At 66.9% G+C, this 16789-nt stretch carries 15 protein-coding genes; 8 read left to right on the top strand and 7 right to left on the bottom strand.

All coding sequences use genetic code 11. From position 1 onward, the window contains the following. The first annotated feature begins 130 nt into the window (after window positions 1–130). Entirely contained in the window at window positions 131–916 is a 786-nt protein-coding gene (locus NFL01S_RS22430) for an IclR family transcriptional regulator (RefSeq protein WP_062978259.1), read from the top strand. A 64-nt stretch (window positions 917–980) separates the two neighbouring features. On the opposite strand, the gene NFL01S_RS22425 is transcribed toward NFL01S_RS22430, so the two are convergent. Beyond that, window positions 981–1322, bottom strand: a complete 342-nt coding sequence (locus tag NFL01S_RS22425) for a hypothetical protein (protein ID WP_062978258.1) — start codon at window positions 1320–1322, stop codon at window positions 981–983. Window positions 1323–1708: 386 nt separating this feature from the next. On the opposite strand from NFL01S_RS22425, the gene NFL01S_RS22420 reads away from it, so the two are divergent. After that, window positions 1709–2641, top strand: coding sequence for a siderophore-interacting protein (locus NFL01S_RS22420; RefSeq protein WP_062978257.1), 933 nt, complete (start codon window positions 1709–1711; stop codon window positions 2639–2641). A 401-nt stretch (window positions 2642–3042) separates the two neighbouring features. Here the strand turns inward: NFL01S_RS22420 and NFL01S_RS22415 are convergent, their stop codons facing one another. After that, window positions 3043–4083 carry a LacI family DNA-binding transcriptional regulator gene (locus tag NFL01S_RS22415; protein ID WP_210744836.1) on the bottom strand — a complete coding sequence of 347 codons (1041 nt, stop codon included), beginning with the start codon at window positions 4081–4083 and terminating at the stop codon, window positions 3043–3045. 206 nt (window positions 4084–4289) lie between these two features. Between NFL01S_RS22415 and NFL01S_RS22410 the strand changes: the two genes are divergently transcribed. The 6 genes from NFL01S_RS22410 to NFL01S_RS22385 are packed head-to-tail and all read left to right on the top strand — an operon-like array spanning window position 4290 to window position 11024. Further along, on the top strand, window positions 4290–5504 hold the full coding sequence (locus NFL01S_RS22410) for a CaiB/BaiF CoA transferase family protein (RefSeq protein WP_062978256.1): 1215 nt from the start codon (window positions 4290–4292) through the stop codon (window positions 5502–5504). Window positions 5505–5529: 25 nt separating this feature from the next. Further along, a complete protein-coding gene (locus NFL01S_RS22405) occupies window positions 5530–6879 on the top strand; it encodes an MFS transporter (RefSeq protein ID WP_062978255.1) in 1350 nt (449 codons plus the stop codon). After that, on the top strand, window positions 6876–7343 hold the full coding sequence (locus tag NFL01S_RS22400; RefSeq protein ID WP_062978254.1) for a MaoC family dehydratase: 468 nt from the start codon (window positions 6876–6878) through the stop codon (window positions 7341–7343). The genes NFL01S_RS22405 and NFL01S_RS22400 overlap by 4 nt, the downstream gene beginning before the upstream one ends. Continuing rightward, on the top strand, window positions 7340–8728 hold the full coding sequence (locus NFL01S_RS22395; protein WP_062978253.1) for an aldehyde dehydrogenase (NADP(+)): 1389 nt from the start codon (window positions 7340–7342) through the stop codon (window positions 8726–8728). Before NFL01S_RS22400 ends, NFL01S_RS22395 begins: the two co-directional genes overlap by 4 nt. Then, complete coding sequence (locus NFL01S_RS22390; RefSeq protein WP_062978252.1) at window positions 8725–9852, top strand: type 2 periplasmic-binding domain-containing protein; 1128 nt, start codon at window positions 8725–8727, stop codon at window positions 9850–9852. Before NFL01S_RS22395 ends, NFL01S_RS22390 begins: the two co-directional genes overlap by 4 nt. Beyond that, window positions 9849–11024 carry a fumarylacetoacetate hydrolase family protein gene (locus tag NFL01S_RS22385; protein WP_062978251.1) on the top strand — a complete coding sequence of 392 codons (1176 nt, stop codon included), beginning with the start codon at window positions 9849–9851 and terminating at the stop codon, window positions 11022–11024. The genes NFL01S_RS22390 and NFL01S_RS22385 overlap by 4 nt, the downstream gene beginning before the upstream one ends. A 502-nt stretch (window positions 11025–11526) precedes the next feature. Here the strand turns inward: NFL01S_RS22385 and NFL01S_RS22375 are convergent. The 5 genes from NFL01S_RS22375 to NFL01S_RS22355 form a co-directional block, all read right to left on the bottom strand. Continuing rightward, on the bottom strand, window positions 11527–12684 hold the full coding sequence (locus NFL01S_RS22375; RefSeq protein ID WP_062978249.1) for a glycerate kinase: 1158 nt from the start codon (window positions 12682–12684) through the stop codon (window positions 11527–11529). A gap of 44 nt (window positions 12685–12728) precedes the next feature. Further along, window positions 12729–13532, bottom strand: a complete 804-nt coding sequence (locus NFL01S_RS22370) for an ABC transporter ATP-binding protein (protein ID WP_062978502.1) — start codon at window positions 13530–13532, stop codon at window positions 12729–12731. A gap of 17 nt (window positions 13533–13549) precedes the next feature. Next, on the bottom strand, window positions 13550–14560 hold the full coding sequence (locus NFL01S_RS22365; protein WP_157116813.1) for an ABC transporter substrate-binding protein: 1011 nt from the start codon (window positions 14558–14560) through the stop codon (window positions 13550–13552). Between the two features lie 73 nt (window positions 14561–14633). Beyond that, window positions 14634–15377 (bottom strand): ABC transporter permease, encoded by a 744-nt coding sequence (locus tag NFL01S_RS22360; RefSeq protein ID WP_245670829.1) that lies wholly within the window; start codon window positions 15375–15377, stop codon window positions 14634–14636. Between the two features lie 247 nt (window positions 15378–15624). Further along, window positions 15625–16674, bottom strand: a complete 1050-nt coding sequence (locus NFL01S_RS22355; protein WP_062978246.1) for a LacI family DNA-binding transcriptional regulator — start codon at window positions 16672–16674, stop codon at window positions 15625–15627. Window positions 16675–16789: the final 115 nt, after the last annotated feature.

Below are 16789 nucleotides of genomic sequence, written 5' to 3'. Positions count from 1 at the left end.
TACCCGGGTCCGCCAACGAGAACATTCATCCCTTTGAACTGGCAAGTGTTCGCTCTGCTCAAAGCCGAAATTGCTCATAGAGTGAACAGTGCGATAAGTGGCGTCCATTCAGTGAACGTATGATGGAAAGATGAGCGCAGAGCCGAACCCCTCGGTCCTCGGGCGCGCGGCAACCCTGCTGCGCGCGGTGGCCGCAGAAGGTGAGCAGGGAGTGACCACCAGCGATCTGGCGCGCCGGACCGATTTGGCGCGGCCCACAGCCCACCGGTTGCTTGCCGCCCTCGCCGAGGAAGGTTTCCTGGATCGCGACGCCGGATCGGGGCGATGGCTTCTCGGTCCGGAACTGTTCCTCATGGGGTCACTCGCCGCCGAGCGCTACGACATCGGCGACGCGGCCCGGCCCGTGCTGCGGGAACTCGCCCGCGAGACCGGAGAGAGCGCGTTCCTCTCCGCCCGCCGCGGTGACGAGACGGTATGCCTGGCCGGTGAGGAAGGCAGCTTCCCGCTCCGCTCCCATGTGTTGTACCCCGGCATCCGCTTCCCCCTCGGTGTCGCCTCGGCGGGGCTGGTGATCCTGGCGCACCTGCCCGATCGAGATATCGCCGACTATCTAGCCCGTACCGACCTGAGTACAGACTGGGGCGCCACACATGCGCGCCCGGAGCTCACCCGACGCATCACCGCCACCCGTGAGTCCGGTTGGTGTGTGAATCCGGGCCTGCTCGTCGAGGGCAGCTGGGGCATGGGGGCGGCGGTCTTCGACCAGCGCGACGAACCCCGATGGGCGCTCAGTCTCACCGGAGTCGAGAGCCGGTTCCGCGCAGACCGCCGCGGCGAGCTGGGTGGTCTGTTACTCCGCCATGCGCACAGCCTCTCCCGGGAGTTACGCCGGCGCCCGCCGCACCGCACACACTGAATCCCGGCCCGGCTCAACCGGTGCCGCCGAACTGCTGCGCGGTCATCCATGACAGCCGTCCTCGTCAATGAGCGGGCACCGATACGCAGACCATGGTGGTGTCCTCGAGAGCCTCGACGATGCCGGGCGTCTGCTCCGGAACGTGCACGTATTCCCCCGCACGAACCGTCAGTTCGTCGCTCCCGTCACCCAGCCGTAGCGCTCCGCCGAGCACCACCCAGACCTCCGCATAGTCGGCCGGCAGGTCGGCACGCGCGCCCGCGTGGAAGAACGCCGAGTAGGCACTCATCGACCCGCCGGCCGCTTTGCCGAGACCGGGCGCGATGCGGACGCGGTCGCCGAACGCGACGGCGTCGTCACCGATCGCCGAGCTGAACTTGCGTACCCGCGAAGGGGTTCCGACCATGGTGAAGCCTTTCGTGCTGCCTCGTGGCCAGAGTAGCCGAGGCCGTATGCCGCACGGCTGCACCGGCCGGCCCGCCGGCAGAGAACGCCCGGTCGTGACGGCAACCGCGGGGACCGGTATCGGCCGAGATAGCGGAGCGATCCATGACCGTTCCCGGCAGCGAGAGACGAACGGCAACCTGAGGCCGGTCGGTTCGCAGCGCCGCGGTCCGCTGCGAGCCCACGCGCGGGGCCGGCGGTAGAAGTATGGGCGACGTCGGACATGTGTCCGTCGATATTGCGACGCCGAGGCGGACCGGGCAGCCGCGTCGTGTGGTTTCGCCCGTGCACCCGACTATGCGTTACCATCGAACTTAGGGTGACCTAATTCATCGGGAGGCGGGCGTAGTGGAGTCGATCAAGGCGGGGGTCTGGCAGCGATCACGGGGTCGCCGGCTGTTGTCGCTCGAATTGTCCGTTGCGGGGATCTATTCCCTCACGCCGGGTTTCACTCGCGTCGTCCTCGAGGGGGTGGCTCTGGACGAATATCGAGACCCGCACCCGGCCGACGCATTCAAACTCGCGCTGTCACGTGTACGGAGTGCTGCGTCGGCTCCACCGATGCGCGGCGGATCCGGGCTTCCGGAATGGTCCGCCGATACCGTGCCACCGGTACTTCGCGCCTTCACCGTTCGCGGATTCGATCCGGCGGCACGGCGGTTGACCATGGACGTGGCTCGGCACGATCACGGCGTGGGGATCGACTGGCTCGCCGCCGCGCGCCCGGGCGACCCGGTATCGCTGTCCGGAATGCGACCCGAATGGGCGGTCGGTGCCGGAATCCGCGACCATGTGCTGATCGGCGACGGCACCGCACTTCCGGCCATCGCCGCCATCCTCGACGGTCTCGATCCGGAACATGCCGTATCGGCATACATCGCCACCCCGGATCCTGCCGATATCGAACTCGTTCCCGCGCATCCGAAACTGACGCTGCACCACCTCGCCGATATCACCCGGGTCCTCGAGCACATTCCCGCCTCGATCGCCGGCGGTCGCCGAACCCAGGTCTGGATCGCTGCCGAAGCCGCCGAGGTGCGCGGAATCCGCGCGCATGCCGTCGAGGTATGGGGCGTCGACCGCTCCGATCTCCTCGCCAGGGCCTACTGGAAACGTGGCGTCACCAGCACCGAGAACGATTCGGTGAACTTGACCGCCTACCGGCATGCCGCCACCGCCGGTGCCGATATCCGCGATCCGGAATTGGCCGAGTCCATCGACTTGGGTGAAGCCGGTCATGGTCATGGTCTTGTGCTCGGGTCCCGGGCGGTTTCGAGCTGACCTCGGCCTCGCGCCGGCGGGCGGGTCTCGCACGGTGAGAGTCGGCGACCGTCGTCCCGAGGGAACCGCGAGCCGGCGGGTGCCGGCGCAGTCCCGATACGGGCGGCCCCAACCGGAGCGTACCTTGGCATCCTTGCCGGAATCGATGCCGTCGTTCTCGGCGGAGGGGGCGTCCCGGCGTCGCGCTCGCGGCGGCTCGGAGGTGAACGACGCGCATGACTGGTCCGGTCGGAACCGGTATGCCGTGGCGCCACCCTCCGGTGCCCGTTCCGCGATATCGCGGCATCGGGTGGCCGGACGGCGACCGACCGGGCCGGTGTGATCGGTGGGGGAGGCTCCGGGAATCATCGCCTACGGCCCGTGGGCACCACTCGGGCAGTTGCGCTGGTAAGAGTTGGTGCTCAGGCGCTTTCGCGGGTGACGATCCGGTAGCCGATGTCCACGGTGGCCGACTCGATCGCCGTACCGGCCAACCGGGCCAGCAGTAGATCGGCGGCCTTGGTGCCGATTGCGTCGATATCGACGCTCACCGTCGTGAGTGCCGGGTTGAGATGCCGGGACATCTCGAAATCGCCGAACCCGGTGATGGCCAGGCGATCCGGCACGGCGATCCCGCGGCGCTGTGCCGCGAGTACGGCGCCGGTGGCGAGGACGTCGGTGGCGAACATGATTGCTGTGGTTTCGGGGAAGCGTTCCAGGGCCGTGTCGAGCAGGGCGACACCGGTGTCCATCGAGATATCGTGATCCGGCAGGTCGACGATGCGGACGGGCTGGTCCGGTAGCAGGTCGCCCACGGCGCGGGTGAACCCGTCGCGACGCCGGATGGCACGGGCGTCGCCGGAGCCGAAGGTACCGGCGAACACCAGGGCGTGGTGGCCGCGGTCCACGAGATGCCGGACCAGATCGCCGGTTGCGGATTCGTTCGAGAAACCGACCAGGGTGTCCATCGGTTCGTCGATCCAGTCCCAGGTTTCGACGACGGGCGCACCGTAGGTGCGTAACAACCGCAGGGTTTCCGGAGTGTGCAGCGTGCCGACGATGAAGAAGCCGTCCGGGCGCCGCTGGATGAAGCCGCGCACCAAGTCTTCTTCGCGTTCCGGGTGGTAATCGGTGTAGCCGACGATCAATTGGTATCCGGCAGGGTTGAGCCTGCCCGCGGCGGCGCGCAGCGTATCGGAGAAGATCGAGGTCGAGATGACCGGCAGGATCGCGGCGATGGTGCGGCTGCGGTTCGACGCCAGACTGCTGGCGGCCAGATTCGGCAGATAGCCGGTATCGGCGATGGCGCGCTGTACACGGCGCCGGGTCTCCTCGGAGACCTGATCGGGGAAACTCAGGGCGCGCGAGACGGTTTGCGCGGATACTCCGGCCGCCCGCCCGACGTCCTGCATGGTGACCGATTTCGTGGACGATTTGGCGCGAACCCGCCGTCGTCGTTCCACTCCGGCCACGCCACCTCCCGAAACGCTGTCCTTGCTGTCTGCGGAGCATACCGCTGCGCACGGTCCGCTTCGTGCCTGGAGTGTTCACCGATCCGTAGCCGGTCGAGTACCACAGCTTGCGTTACCGCTAACGTTACCGCTAACATTCGTGGCGTGGAACACCATGTGACTACTCGTACAGTGGTCCCGAGGCAGGGAGTGGCAGGATGAATGTGCTGGACGGTATCCGGGTATTGGATCTGTCGATCGCCATGGCCGGGCCGTTCGCCGCGCAGAAACTGGCAGATCTCGGCGCCGATGTGATCAAAGTGGAACCGGTGACAGGGGAGTGGCAACGCCATGTGTCGGCCGGTGGCGCCCGTGGAAACGAGGTCAATGCCTCGTTCCTTTCACTCAACCGCAATAAGCGTTCGCTATCGATGAACCTCAAGGATCCGGCGGGCCGCGAGCTGCTGTACGAACTCGTGCGCGGTGCGGATGTCTTCCTGCAGAACTATCGACCGGGCGTGGCAGATCGGCTCGGCGTCGACTACGAAACCCTCCGGGCGATCAAACCCGATCTCGTCTATGTGTCGATGTCCGGTTACGGAACCACCGGGCCGTACGCCGACCGGCCCGGCCAGGACGTGCTCCTCCAGGCGATGAGCGGCGGCCTGGCCAGCGCCCGCCGCCACGGCGAACCGCCGCGCCCGGCACCGTTCTTCCTGGCCGACGCCATCACCGCCTACTCGGCCTTCGAAGGCGCCATGGCCGCGCTGTTCCACCGCGAACGCACCGGCGAAGGCCAGCTGGTAGAGGCCAATATGCTGGATTCGATCATTGCCGCGCAGATGCAGGAGATCAGCGTCGCGACGGTCGGTGGGGTCCGGCAGGAACCGACCGATCAGATCCATGCCCACTCCTACATCCGTGCTCCCTACGGCGTTTTCCCCACCTCGGACGGCTACCTCGCACTGTCGTTCGCGGAAATGGACGCACTGGCGAAGGTATTCGGCGACGATCGGTTCCTGGCCTACGACGCCGAACGCGATGGATTCACCCACCGCGACGAGATTTCCGCGCTGGTCACCGAGAACCTCGCGGCGAACACCACTGGGCACTGGCTCGCCGCCCTCGGTGACGCGGGCGTATGGGTCGGCCCGGTCTACGACTACACCCAGCTCCACGACGACCCGCAGGTCCGGCACAACAACTCCTTCGTCGAATACGACCACCCGACCGAGGGCACAGTGGTGACCCCCGGTTTCGCATTCCGGCTGAGCAATCAGCCCCAGAAGGTCTACCGGCCGGCGCCGCTGAACGGCCAGCACACCCAGGAAGTGCTACTGGAGCTGGGTGTGAGCATCGACCGGATCGAGGAACTCGAATCGACCGGCACCATCCACCGCCACCGGTCTCCCGTCGTCGCGCGCCATTCCTGACGCCGCATCACCGAAAGATCCCTTCATGAGTACAACCGCCCCATCGGTTCAGCAGGCACGCCGCGCGGCAGCGGCGTCCGCGGTCGGCAGTCTCGTCGAGTGGTACGACTTCGCGCTGTACGGCGCGGCCGCCGCCCTCGTCTTCAACAGTTATTTCTTCGTCGATGCCAGTCCCACGACCGGGCTGCTCGCCTCGTTCGCCACCTTTGCCGTCGGCTATTTCGCCCGGCCCTTCGGCGGCGTGGTCTTCGGGCATCTGGGCGACAAGATCGGCCGGAAACCGGTCATGATCGTCACGCTCGGCATCATGGGTGTATCGACCGCGCTCATCGGTCTGCTGCCCAGCTACCACTCGATCGGACTGGCCGCCCCCGTCCTACTGGTCCTGCTCCGGATCATCCAGGGACTCGGCGCCGGCGCCGAGTACGCCGGCGCGGTGGTGCTGTCCTCGGAGGCGGCACCGCGCGGCAGCCGCGGGTTCTACGCCTCCTGGTCGGGCGGGGGTGTATGGCTCGGCTCGGCCCTGGGCCTGGGCACCTTCCAGCTCGTGCTCTGGCTGACCGGCGACAACTTCGAGCAGTGGGGTTGGCGGATACCGTTCCTGCTCAGCCTGGTCATGCTGGTGATCAGCCTGTACATCCGGCGCCGCGTCGCGGAGACCGAAAGCTTCGAACAGGCGAAAAAAGACGATACGAAGATCCCGCTGCTGGAGTTGTTCCGGACGGCCAAGGGCCGGCTGGCGCTGAGCCTCGGATCCAATTTCATGCTGTCGGGGTTCTCGTATATCCCGCAGGTCTGGGCCCTGAGCTACCTGACCAACGATATCGGCCTCGCGGCCATGGCCGGGCTCGGAATCAATGCCGTGGTCCTGGTGGCGGGCGCGGCGTTCATGCCGGTGTTCGGCCGGGTCGGTGACCGTTTCGGGCGACGCCGATTGTTTCTGTTCGGTGCCGGATTCGGCATCGTCTGGGCCTTCCCGATGTTCGCTCTCATCGACACCCGCATACCCGCGTTGATCGTCCTCGCGCTGGTGATCTGCTTCGTCGGCGCGGTCGCCACCTGCTATGCCGCGCAGGCGGCATTCCTGGCGGAAATGTTCCCGCCCGCCATGCGGTACTCGGGAGTTGCCTTCGCCCGGGAGGTGAGCGGCGCCCTGCTGGGCGGCACCACCCCATTGATCGCCACGGCCATGTTCGCCGGATTCGGGCACTGGTGGCCGGTGGCGGTGTGGATGGTGTTCATGGCGACCGTCGCATTCGTCTCCGTCTATCTCTCCAAGCGCTACCGCAGCGATGCCGATCAGGACAGTGACGACCACTTCAACCATGTGACCACCCATCCGACCGGCACCGTCGGCACAGGAGTGAAGGTATGAGCATCCCGCAATTCGAAAACCGGTACTTCGAGGAGTACACGGTGGGGGAGACCGGCGCCGGTGGCAGCCGGGTGATCGCCGCCGCCGATATCGCCCAGTTCGCCGACCTCACCGGCGACCATCATCCTGCCCACACCGACCCCGGTTTCGCGGAGCCGAGGTTCGGCAGCGTGATCGCCCACGGTGTCCTCACCTTCGGTGTCGTGGTCGGGCTCACTGTCGAATACAACGGCCGCGCCGTGGCATACGGCTACGACCGCATCCGCTTTCCCCGCCCGGTACTGCCCGGCGATACCGTCCGCGCGACCTCGGAAGTCGTCGACCTCGCCGAGCACCGAAACCCGCGCATCGGGCTGGTCACCAAGCAGTACACCGGGGTCAACCAGCGTGGCGACACTGTGCTCGTCTGCAAGCACGTGCTCGCCGTCGACCGCACACCGCATTCCGAGGAGCCGAACTCATGACCGACACCGCGGCCGTCGAACAGATACTTGCCGCCGCCCATCGCGCCCGCCGACCGTCCCGGCGTGCCTCGGCCGCGCAACGAGCGACTCAGCTGCGTGCGATCGCCCAAGGGCTCGACGACGGCGCCGGCGAACTCGCCGAAATCGCCCACCGGGAAACGGCGCTGCCACTACCACGGCTGCGTAACGAGCTGGTGCGCACCGCTTTCCAGGCCCGGCTTTTCGCCGATCGGCTCGAACAGGGCACGTTGTTCGACGTGCGGGTCGATCGGGCCGATCCGGAGTGGCCGATGGGGCCGCGCCCCGATATCCGGCGCAGCCATGTGCCGATCGGCCCGGTCCTCGTGTTTGCGGCGAGCAATTTCCCGTTCGCCTTCTCCGTCGCCGGAGGGGATACTGTCAGCGCGCTGGCGGTGGGGTGCCCGGTGGTGGTCAAGGCTCATGAGGGTCATCCGGAGCTGTCCCGGGCCACTGCCCGTATCGTCACCGAACGGTTGCGTACCGCCGGGGCACCGGAGGGAATATTCGGCCTGATCGAAGGCAAGCAGGCGGGGATCACCGCCGTGCTGGACAAGCGGATCCGCGCCGTCGGGTTCACCGGCTCCGAGGCGGGCGGACGCGCCCTGTTCGACCTGGCGGTATCGCGACCGGACCCGATCCCGTTCTACGGGGAACTCGGCAGCACCAATCCGGTACTCGTCACCCGGGCGGGGTGGGCGCAGCGGGCGGACGATATCGCCACCGGTTTCACCGAATCCGCGACCATGGGAACCGGGCAGTTCTGCACCCAGCCGGGGGTGGTTCTGGTTCCGGATCTGGCCGGGTTCCTGGACCGGCTCGCCCTCCCCGCCGTGGGGCCTATGCTCAATCCGCGGATATCCGACGGATTCGCCGCGGCCTTGGCGGCGGTGGCGAAACACCCGGATATCGAAACCTCCCGCACCGGTCCGTCCGCACCGGACGCGCCGGCCGCGCATATCCTCACCACCACCGCCCGCGCCGCCCTGGCGGATCCGGCGCTCGTGACCACCGAAATCTTCGGACCGGCGTCGGTACTGGTCGAATACGCCGATCCCGCTCAGGCCCTGGCGGTTCTGGAACTGATCGAGGGCAGCCTGACCGCGACGGTGCAGGGCGGCGACGAGGTGGACGATCAGGCTGCCGCCGCGATCGATCTCCTGACCGAACGGACCGGCCGAATCATCTGGAACCAGTGGCCGACCGGTGTCACGGTGAGCGACGCCCAGCAGCACGGCGGTCCCTGGCCCGCCACCACAGCGCCCGTTTCGACCTCGGTGGGCACCGCCGCCGCACTGCGGTTCGCCCGCCCGGTCGCCTACCAGAACCTCCCCACTGGCTCGCTTCCCGAGGAGCTGCGCGGATGACGAGCTGGACCGGCCTGACCTGGGATCATCCCCGCGGCTACCGGGCGCTGCGCGCCGCGACGCAGCACCCGGCCGCACCCGCCTGCGATATCCGCTGGGATATCCAGCCACTGGAGGGCTTCGAATCGGCGCCTATCGCCGAGACCGCGCGCTGCTACGACCTCGTAGTGCTGGACCACCCGCATATCGGTGAAGCGATCGAGACCGGGGCACTACAACCGCTCGACGCGCATTTCACCGCGGCGGAACTCGCGGCCTGGCGAGCCGCGAGCATCGGGCCGTCGGCCCGGTCCTACGAGATGGGCGGACATATCTGGGCCCTACCTCTGGACGCCGCGACCCAGGTTTCCGTTCGGTGCGACACCGGTATTCCTGTTCCACGGACCTGGGCCGAAGCGGTCGAACTGGCCGGTGATATCCCTGCGGCGCTACCGACCTCCGGACCCCATCTGTTTCTCACCCTGTGCGGTATCGCGGTGGGGGACGGCGCCACACCCGGCGCCGGTGATACGTTCCTGACAGAAGAGGAATACGGCGTCGCAATAGATATCCTGCGCCACTTCGTCTGCGGCCGTCCGGCCGCGGGCAACGACAACCCCATCGCCCTGCTGGAGCGGATGTCCGGCGGTGCGGGGCCGGATTTCTGCCCGCATATCTACGGTTATGTGAACTATGCCCGCCGCCCCCGCCCGCTGTGGTTCGCCGACGCGCCGCGCGGCCGCGCCGGTCGTCACGGATCCGTGTTGGGCGGCACCGGCATCGCGATCAGCGCCCGCGCGAGACCGGACCGGGCGCTGCTCGATCATCTGCGCTGGCTCATGACCGCCGACACCCAGCGCCGCTTCATCGTCGACGAGGAGGGGCAGCCGGGGCTCACCGCTGCCTGGGACGACGGTGCCGTCAACGCCGCCGGTCACGACTTCTACCGGGCGACCCGGGCGACCATCGACGACGCCTGGATCCGGCCCCGCCACGCCGGCGCCATCGCCTTCCAGAACGCGGGTGCCGCGGCCGTGCGGGCCTGCGTGTTCGACCATCGCGACATCAGCCGGCTCACCCGCGAGGTGAACGAGAGCTACGAGCGCAGCCTCGCACCGGCCACGACATCGAGGACCACATCGTGACCCCCACCTGGCCACCGGCCGCCGACACTCTTCTGCCCGCCGGCCCCGAGCGTTCCGCTCTCGTCGGGCGGGTGATGGGCCCCGAGGGGCCCTGCGTGGTCACGGTGCGCGGCGGCCGCCTGATAGATATCACCGCACGGGTCGCCACGGTGCGTGATCTCGCCGAATACGACGATCCCGCCGGATTCGTCCGCGACTGTGACGGACCGGACCTCGGATCGCTCGCCGATATCGCCGCCTGTACTCCGGTGGAATCCCGGCGGCCCGAGACACCCAGGCTGCTCAGCCCGATCGACCTGCAACCGATCAAGGCCGCAGGTGTCACCTTCGTGGTGTCCTTGATGGAACGGGTCATCGAGGAACGCTGCCGGGGTGACGCCACCCTGGCCGACCGCGTGCGCGAGCAGATCGCCGGACATATCGGCACCGATCTGGCTGCACTGCAACCGGGTTCGGTCGAAACCGCCCGGCTCAAGGAACTACTGGTCGCCGAGGGGTGGTGGAGTCAGTACCTCGAGGTCGGGCTGGGACCCGACGCCGAGATCTTCACCAAATCCGCGCCGCTGGCCAGTGTCGGCACCGCCACCGATATCGGTGTGCACCCCCGCTCGACCTGGAACAACCCGGAACCCGAAGTGGTTCTGCTGATCTCGTCCGCGGGCCGCGCTGTCGGCGCCTGCCTCGGCAACGATGTCAACCTGCGTGACTTCGAGGGCAGATCGGCACTGTTGCTGACCGCGGCCAAGGACAACAACGCGTCCGCTGCCGTCGGGCCGTTCGTCCGGTTGTTCGACGACACTTTCGATCTCGACACGGTGCGCAAGCTGACCGTGACATTGCAGGTTCGCGGGACCGACGGTTTCACCCTGCGCGCCGAATCGTCGATGGCCGAGATCAGCCGCGACCCGGACGATCTCATTCGCCAGCTCATGGGTCGCCACCACCAGTACCCGGACGGGGTCGTCCTCTTCCTCGGGACCATGTTCGCTCCCGTCCAGGACCGCGCCGAACCCGGACTGGGTTTCACCCACCATATCGACGACCTGGTCACCATCAGCGCACCTGCGCTGGGTGGCCTGACCAATCGGGTACGCACCAGCGATAACTGTGAACCGTGGCAGTTCGGCACGGCCGACCTGTTCCGCAACCTGGCCCGCCGCGGCCTTCTCTAACCCATAACGTTCGGGATTCGTCGTCACCGGCCGTGCTCGATTCCCCTTCGGACAAGCTCGTAAGCCGCCGGAGAACGGACCTCGCCGGCTGGTCCGTGAGCGCGGAATTCTCGATGGCGGTGCCAGGCTCCCGGGCCGGGCGGTAACCGCGGGGCTCCGAGTTTCAGGAGGGTTTGCCCGGGAAACCGTTCGCCGGCGGTCGACCGCCGGCGGTGGATCAACAACAGGGGCTCGGCGCGTAAGGGGCCCGGATCATCGACGTCGACGGTATGCGGTATCGATGGGTCGTCGCGGCGAAGGACGAACCCGAAATGGCCATCGTCGCCGAAACTGCCGACGGCCAGGTGCAACGCATGGTCACTGTCATCGGCAGTCGTGAGCGTCTGTTCGCCTCCGGCCACAGGGTTCCCACCAGCACGTCGATCGACGGAAGTAGTCCTCGGCGCCATGCCCGCTCCTTCCCAGGAGCGAGCCGGACCCGCACATCGAGTTCGGAGAACGATCAACGGCGGAGAGTCGGCTGTTTGCCTTCTCGGACTCCGGGGGGACTGTATGCGGCGGCACATCCGATCTGCCGGCCGATCCGGGTGAGTAGCTGCCGGGTCAGCTCGGGGTCGTCGGTCGTATCCCGGTCGGTGTGGTCGCCCAGGGTGTGAATATCGGTGAACCCTGCGGCGTTCCAACGGTCAGGGGGCAGGGTGTTCCGGCCGGCGACAGCGACAACTGGAAGGGGGTATGAGCGGCGGGCCACCACCGTGGGCAATTTGCCGTTCACGGTCTGCTCGTCGATACGTCCCTCCCCGGTGACGACCAGATCGCACCCGGGTAGATGGCGGTCGAACTCGAGCAAATCGAGGAAGTAGCCGGCACCCGATACGATTTCGGCGCCGAGCATCAATGCGGCAAAGCCCATTCCGCCCGCGCTACCCACTCCGGCCGCGTCCGCGGCGGCTCTCGCGTCCGGGTAGCCGCTCCGGGCGAACGCTTGTACGAGGTTGTTCAGACCGGCGTCGAGAAACCGCACCTCTTCTCCGGTGGCCCCCTTCTGCGGGCCGTACACCGCTGCCGCACCGTTCGGCCCGAGCAGGGGATTGGTGACATCGCCGGCGACCACGATCTCGACTCCGGTGAGCCGCGCGGCCCGCGAGGAGTCGATCGTATGGACTCGCCCGAGAGACCGTCCGCAGCCACGCAGTCGTACCCCGTTCGCATCGGCGAACGTGTAGCCCAGCGCTGCGAGCAGCCCCATCCCGCCGTCGGTACTGGCGCTGCCACCGAGGGCGAGGACCAATCGGCGCGGCCGATAACGCAGTGCTTGCGAGATGGCCTGTCCTACACCGAGGCTGCTCGCGTCCAACGGCAGCTTGCGGCCGTTCGGCAGGGTGGTGAGACCGCAGGTGCCGGCGACCTCGACCACCGCGGTGCCGTGGCCAGCGGCGATCCGCCCGTATGTCGGGGTACCCGCCGCCCCGGCCACGGTCACCGGCCGTGGAGTGAATCCGGCTGCGATCGCCGCCTCCACGCTCCCGTCACCGCCATCGGCCAGCGGCATCCGGTAGCTGCCGACCCCCGCCGCCGCCAAGCCCTCCGCCAGCCGGGCGGCCACCTCGGATGCCGAGAGGCTTCCCTTGAACTTGTCGGGGGCAATCAGAACCTTCACGCGGTCGACTTCCTGTCGGTATATGGGCGGCGGGGAATCGGGTGTCAGTCCGCGTGCGATGCCGCGCCGAGCAATTCCCGGACCCGGTTGGCAACGCTGATGAATTCGGGCTGTTCCATCGTCGTGGCGTAATCCCGGTGGGCCGGGAGGTCCACGTCGAGCAGTTCGACGATCCGGCCGGGCCGCGGGCTCATCACGACCACCCGGTTGGCCAGGTAGACGGCCTCGGCCACCGAATGGGTGACCAGCAGGACCGTTGTGCCCGTTTCCCGCCAGATCCGATGCAGTTCGATATTCATCCGTTCCCGGGTGAGTGCGTCGAGCGCACCGAACGGCTCGTCCATCAGCAGCACTTCCGGTTCGTGCAGCAGAGCCCGGCACAGGGAGACCCGCTGCTGCATACCACCGGAGAGTTCGTGCGGCAGGGCGTTCTCGAAGCCGCCGAGTCCGGTCATCTCGATGAGGCGCGCGCATTCGGCTTCGGCCGCCCGCTTGTTCAAACCGCGCATCTCGGCCTGGAGCAGGATGTTCTTGCGGACGGTCCGCCATTCCAGTAGTGCCGACCGCTGGAATACGTAGCCGATATTGCGCTGTGCCCCTCGTACAGGGACGCCGCCGAGTTCGACGCTGCCCCCGCTCGGATCGGTGAGGCCGGCGACGACCTTCAGCAGTGTCGATTTGCCGCAGCCGGACGGGCCGACGATCGAAACGAATTCGCCCCGGGGTACGCGCAGCCCGATATCGTGGAGCGCGGTCACCTCGCCGCGTTTGGACGAGAACCGTACGGTCAGGTCCTCCACCGCGACGGCGGTGTCGGTGCGGGGGAGTGTGTCGGTGGGTGTGCTCATATCGTCACCTGCTCCGGTCACGGCTTGCTGGTGGGGGTGAACGTCGATTCCCAGTACTTGGCCGGGTCCTCGGCCTTGTCGAGCAGCTTCGCATTGCTGAGGACCTCGACGGTGGCCCGCCAATCGGCTTCGGAGTTGGTGCCCGGCGCGGCACCTTCGGTTTCCGGCGTGCTGAGCAGTGGGATGGTCTGCTGCCACTGCTGGAGCAGGACCTCCTGCGGCGGCAGTTGCGGATCTTTACCTTCCATCGCCGCGACCGCGGCCTCCGGTTGCGCGACGGCCGCGGCGAAGGCCTCGCTGGTCGCATCGACCATGGCCTGTACCAGCTCGGGCGAGGATTCGATGGTGGCCTCGTTCGCGATGAGCCCGTTGCTGAAGAAGCTCAGGCCTTGGTCCGAATACCGCAGATAGCGGACCTCTCGCCCGCTCTTGTTCGCGATGGTGGGGCCCTGATCGTGCGCGAATCCGATGAGGCCGTCGACGCGGCCGGAGAGCATCGCCGACATCTTGCCGGCCGAGTCGAGGCTCTGCTGGGTCACCTGATCCGCCGCAACGCCCGCTTTGTCGAGGTAGACCGGGAAGGTCGTGGTCGGTGCGTCGCCCGCGGAGACAGCAATGGTTTTACCCGCCAGGTCTGCCGGGGTGCGGATATTCGAATCGGCGAAGACCTGCACTGCCGACGGTGTGGTCTGGAGGAAGACGCCGACGCTTTTGACCTTCACGCCCTTATCGATATTGCTCAGGACGGCCGGGGTATCGGCCCATCCGAAATCGGTCTGCTGTGAACCGGTGGCCTGTGTGGTCTTGGTGGAGCCCTGGCCGGCCGAAATGTTCAGGTCGATGCCGTGTTTGGCGAATATGCCCTCTTGCACCCCGTAATAGAATGGAGCGTGCTCACCGTAGGGGTACCAGTTGAGCATCAGTGACACCGTGGTGGTCTCCCCGTCGGTGCCGGGGTCCTTCGCGTCGTTGCCGCCGGCCCCACACCCGGTCAATACCAGGAGTGAAGCAGCCGCAGCGGCGGCCATCGTTGTGAGTCTACGAGTTCCGAATTTCATGCGAGTTCTCCAGCTGTGGCGTGAATGCGGTGGTTCGACAGGCTTATGCCGAGCCGACGGCCGAGGCCGTGGATCGGCGAGAGGCGTGCCAGGGAATAAGGAACTGTTCGGCGATTTCGATGATCGCGAACAGGATGATGCCCAGCATGGACATGATGATCAGGGCGGCGAACAGCATGGCGGTGTCGATATTGCCGTTGGCCTGCAGAATCACGTAGCCGAGGCCTTCGTTCGCGCCGACGAATTCACCGACGACGGCGCCGGTGACCGCGAGAGTGGCGGCAATTTTGAGGCCGGACATCAACTGCGGCAGCGATGCCGGAAAACGCACCTTCACGAATGTTTTCCAATTGCTCGCACCCATGGTGGACGTGAGTTCGAGTATTTCGGGATCGACCGAGCGCAGCCCGGCCATACCTGCGATGACGATCGGGAAGAAAGCCATCAATACGGCGACGAGAATCTTGGGGCTGGTGCCGAACCCGAGCCACACGATGAACAGCGGAGCGATCGCGATCTTGGGGATGACCTGCGCGAAGAGAATGAGCGGGTACATCGTCCGCTCGACACCACGGGAGTAGATCATCACCAGTGCGACGGCTTCCCCGATCACTGCGGCGATAACGAAGCCGACCACGGTTTCGTAGGTGGTGACCCACGTGTTCTGGAGCAGATACGCCGAGTTGTCGGCGGCGGTGCGCCAGGTATCCGCCGGTGACGGCAGAATATACGGTTCGACGAGTTCGAATTCGGTGACGGCCCACCAAGCGGCGACAAGCACTGCCACCAGGGCGAGCGGCCGCCATATGGACGACCATATTGTGGAGGGGGATGGGAGTTTCCGCCGCCGAATGCGAGCGGAGTTGGTCGCTTTCGGTGCGGAGGAACCGGCCTCGACGGACGTGACTACCGCCATCTGGAGTCCTAAGAGCTAGTAGTGGAGCGGGGTTCGCACTACACCCGCCGGGAATGCGCTTTCCGACGCTGGAACAGAGGCTAGTGTGACCGGCCGCACAGTGTCAAGGGTTTCGTGTTTATGCAGGTCGGACCCGTCGCAAAATACTGCTGTCGCGCAGGATCACGCGACCGGGCACGAATTCGTGGATATGTGCGGCCGTCGCGGAGTCGTCGAGTGCCAGCGCTACGGCACGTTCGCCGATGTCCACCAGCGACAGCGCCACCGTCGACAGGCTCGGTACATGGTCGCGCAGCGTCGGGATATCGTCGAACCCGGCGACGCAGACATCATCGGGCACCGTGAGGCCGAGTGCGCGCCACGCCGCGATCGCTCCGATGGCCATCACGTCGCTGACGGCGAAAACGCAGGGTGTTATGTCGCCGGCCCGTCCGGGGCGCAGTTCCAGCGCTGCGGCGAGGCGGCGAGCGGCGCTGAAACCTCCGTCCCGGGAGAAGTCGCCCGCGATTTCCACCAGCGGTGTCACCCCCTGTGTCGCGAGCGCTTCGACGAAGCCGTTGCGCCGGTCGACAGCGGTCCTGATATTGCCCGGACCGCCGATAACCGCGAAATCCCGGTGGCCCTGCTCGAGCAGGGCGTAGGCGAGCTGCGCGGAGGCCGCGTGGTTTTCGGGCTCCACCGCGGCACCGAAGGGGAGCGGCTGTCCGACCACGACCACTTTGCCGTTGTTGTCCAGATATCGAGCACAGTCCTTCTCGAGATCGCGGTCGAGATCGCCGCTCTGGCGCGAGCCGGCCAGGATGATCGCGTCGGCGCGATGGGAGATGAAGGTGCTCACGGATTCGCGTTCGATATCGAAATCGCGTTGCGTGCTGGACAGCAGGACGAGTTTGCCGGCGCTGCGTGCCGCCGCCTGCACGCCCTGCACGATCGAGGAGAAGTAGGGGTCGGCGATATCGTGCACGACGAGTCCGATGAGGCCGGTCGAGGCTCGTGCCAGGGCCTGGGCCTGGGCGTTTGCCACATATCCCAACTCGGCTGCGGCGGCGCGAACCCGGTCGGCGACGCCTTCGCCGGGCACCCGTGCCGAACCGTTGAGCACCCGGGACGCGGTTGCCTGGGAGACGCCCGCGCGGGTCGCGACATCTTGCAATCTCACAGCCGCCATGGCTTCGTGCCTCGTTTTCTCGTGCGCGTGGGGTTGACCGGACTTCGGGACTAGCATAGCTTGGAAAGCGCATTCCGACGCTGCCTTGTCCACTCGACAGCTGCGGCTCCCTCCG

This window comes from Nocardia flavorosea NBRC 108225 (assembly GCF_001613385.1).
Taxonomy (GTDB): domain Bacteria; phylum Actinomycetota; class Actinomycetes; order Mycobacteriales; family Mycobacteriaceae; genus Nocardia; species Nocardia flavorosea.
Note: the sequence above shows the minus strand (reverse complement) of the source record. Positions and strands in the feature narration are given on the sequence as shown.

Bases quoted from the DNA above. Each gene is read 5' to 3' on its own strand.
- NFL01S_RS22390 (WP_062978252.1), top strand. From the start codon at position 8,725: ATGACGAGCTGGACCGGCCTGACCTGGGATCATCCCCGCGGCTACCGG.
- NFL01S_RS22355 (WP_062978246.1), bottom strand. From the start codon at position 16,674: ATGGCGGCTGTGAGATTGCAAGATGTCGCGACCCGCGCGGGCGTCTCC.
- NFL01S_RS22365 (WP_157116813.1), bottom strand. From the start codon at position 14,560: ATGGCCGCCGCTGCGGCTGCTTCACTCCTGGTATTGACCGGGTGTGGG.
- NFL01S_RS22395 (WP_062978253.1), top strand. From the start codon at position 7,340: ATGACCGACACCGCGGCCGTCGAACAGATACTTGCCGCCGCCCATCGC.
- NFL01S_RS22430 (WP_062978259.1), top strand. From the start codon at position 131: ATGAGCGCAGAGCCGAACCCCTCGGTCCTCGGGCGCGCGGCAACCCTG.
- NFL01S_RS22405 (WP_062978255.1), top strand. From the start codon at position 5,530: ATGAGTACAACCGCCCCATCGGTTCAGCAGGCACGCCGCGCGGCAGCG.
- NFL01S_RS22410 (WP_062978256.1), top strand. From the start codon at position 4,290: ATGAATGTGCTGGACGGTATCCGGGTATTGGATCTGTCGATCGCCATG.
- NFL01S_RS22370 (WP_062978502.1), bottom strand. From the start codon at position 13,532: ATGAGCACACCCACCGACACACTCCCCCGCACCGACACCGCCGTCGCG.
- NFL01S_RS22400 (WP_062978254.1), top strand. From the start codon at position 6,876: ATGAGCATCCCGCAATTCGAAAACCGGTACTTCGAGGAGTACACGGTG.
- NFL01S_RS22425 (WP_062978258.1), bottom strand. From the start codon at position 1,322: ATGGTCGGAACCCCTTCGCGGGTACGCAAGTTCAGCTCGGCGATCGGT.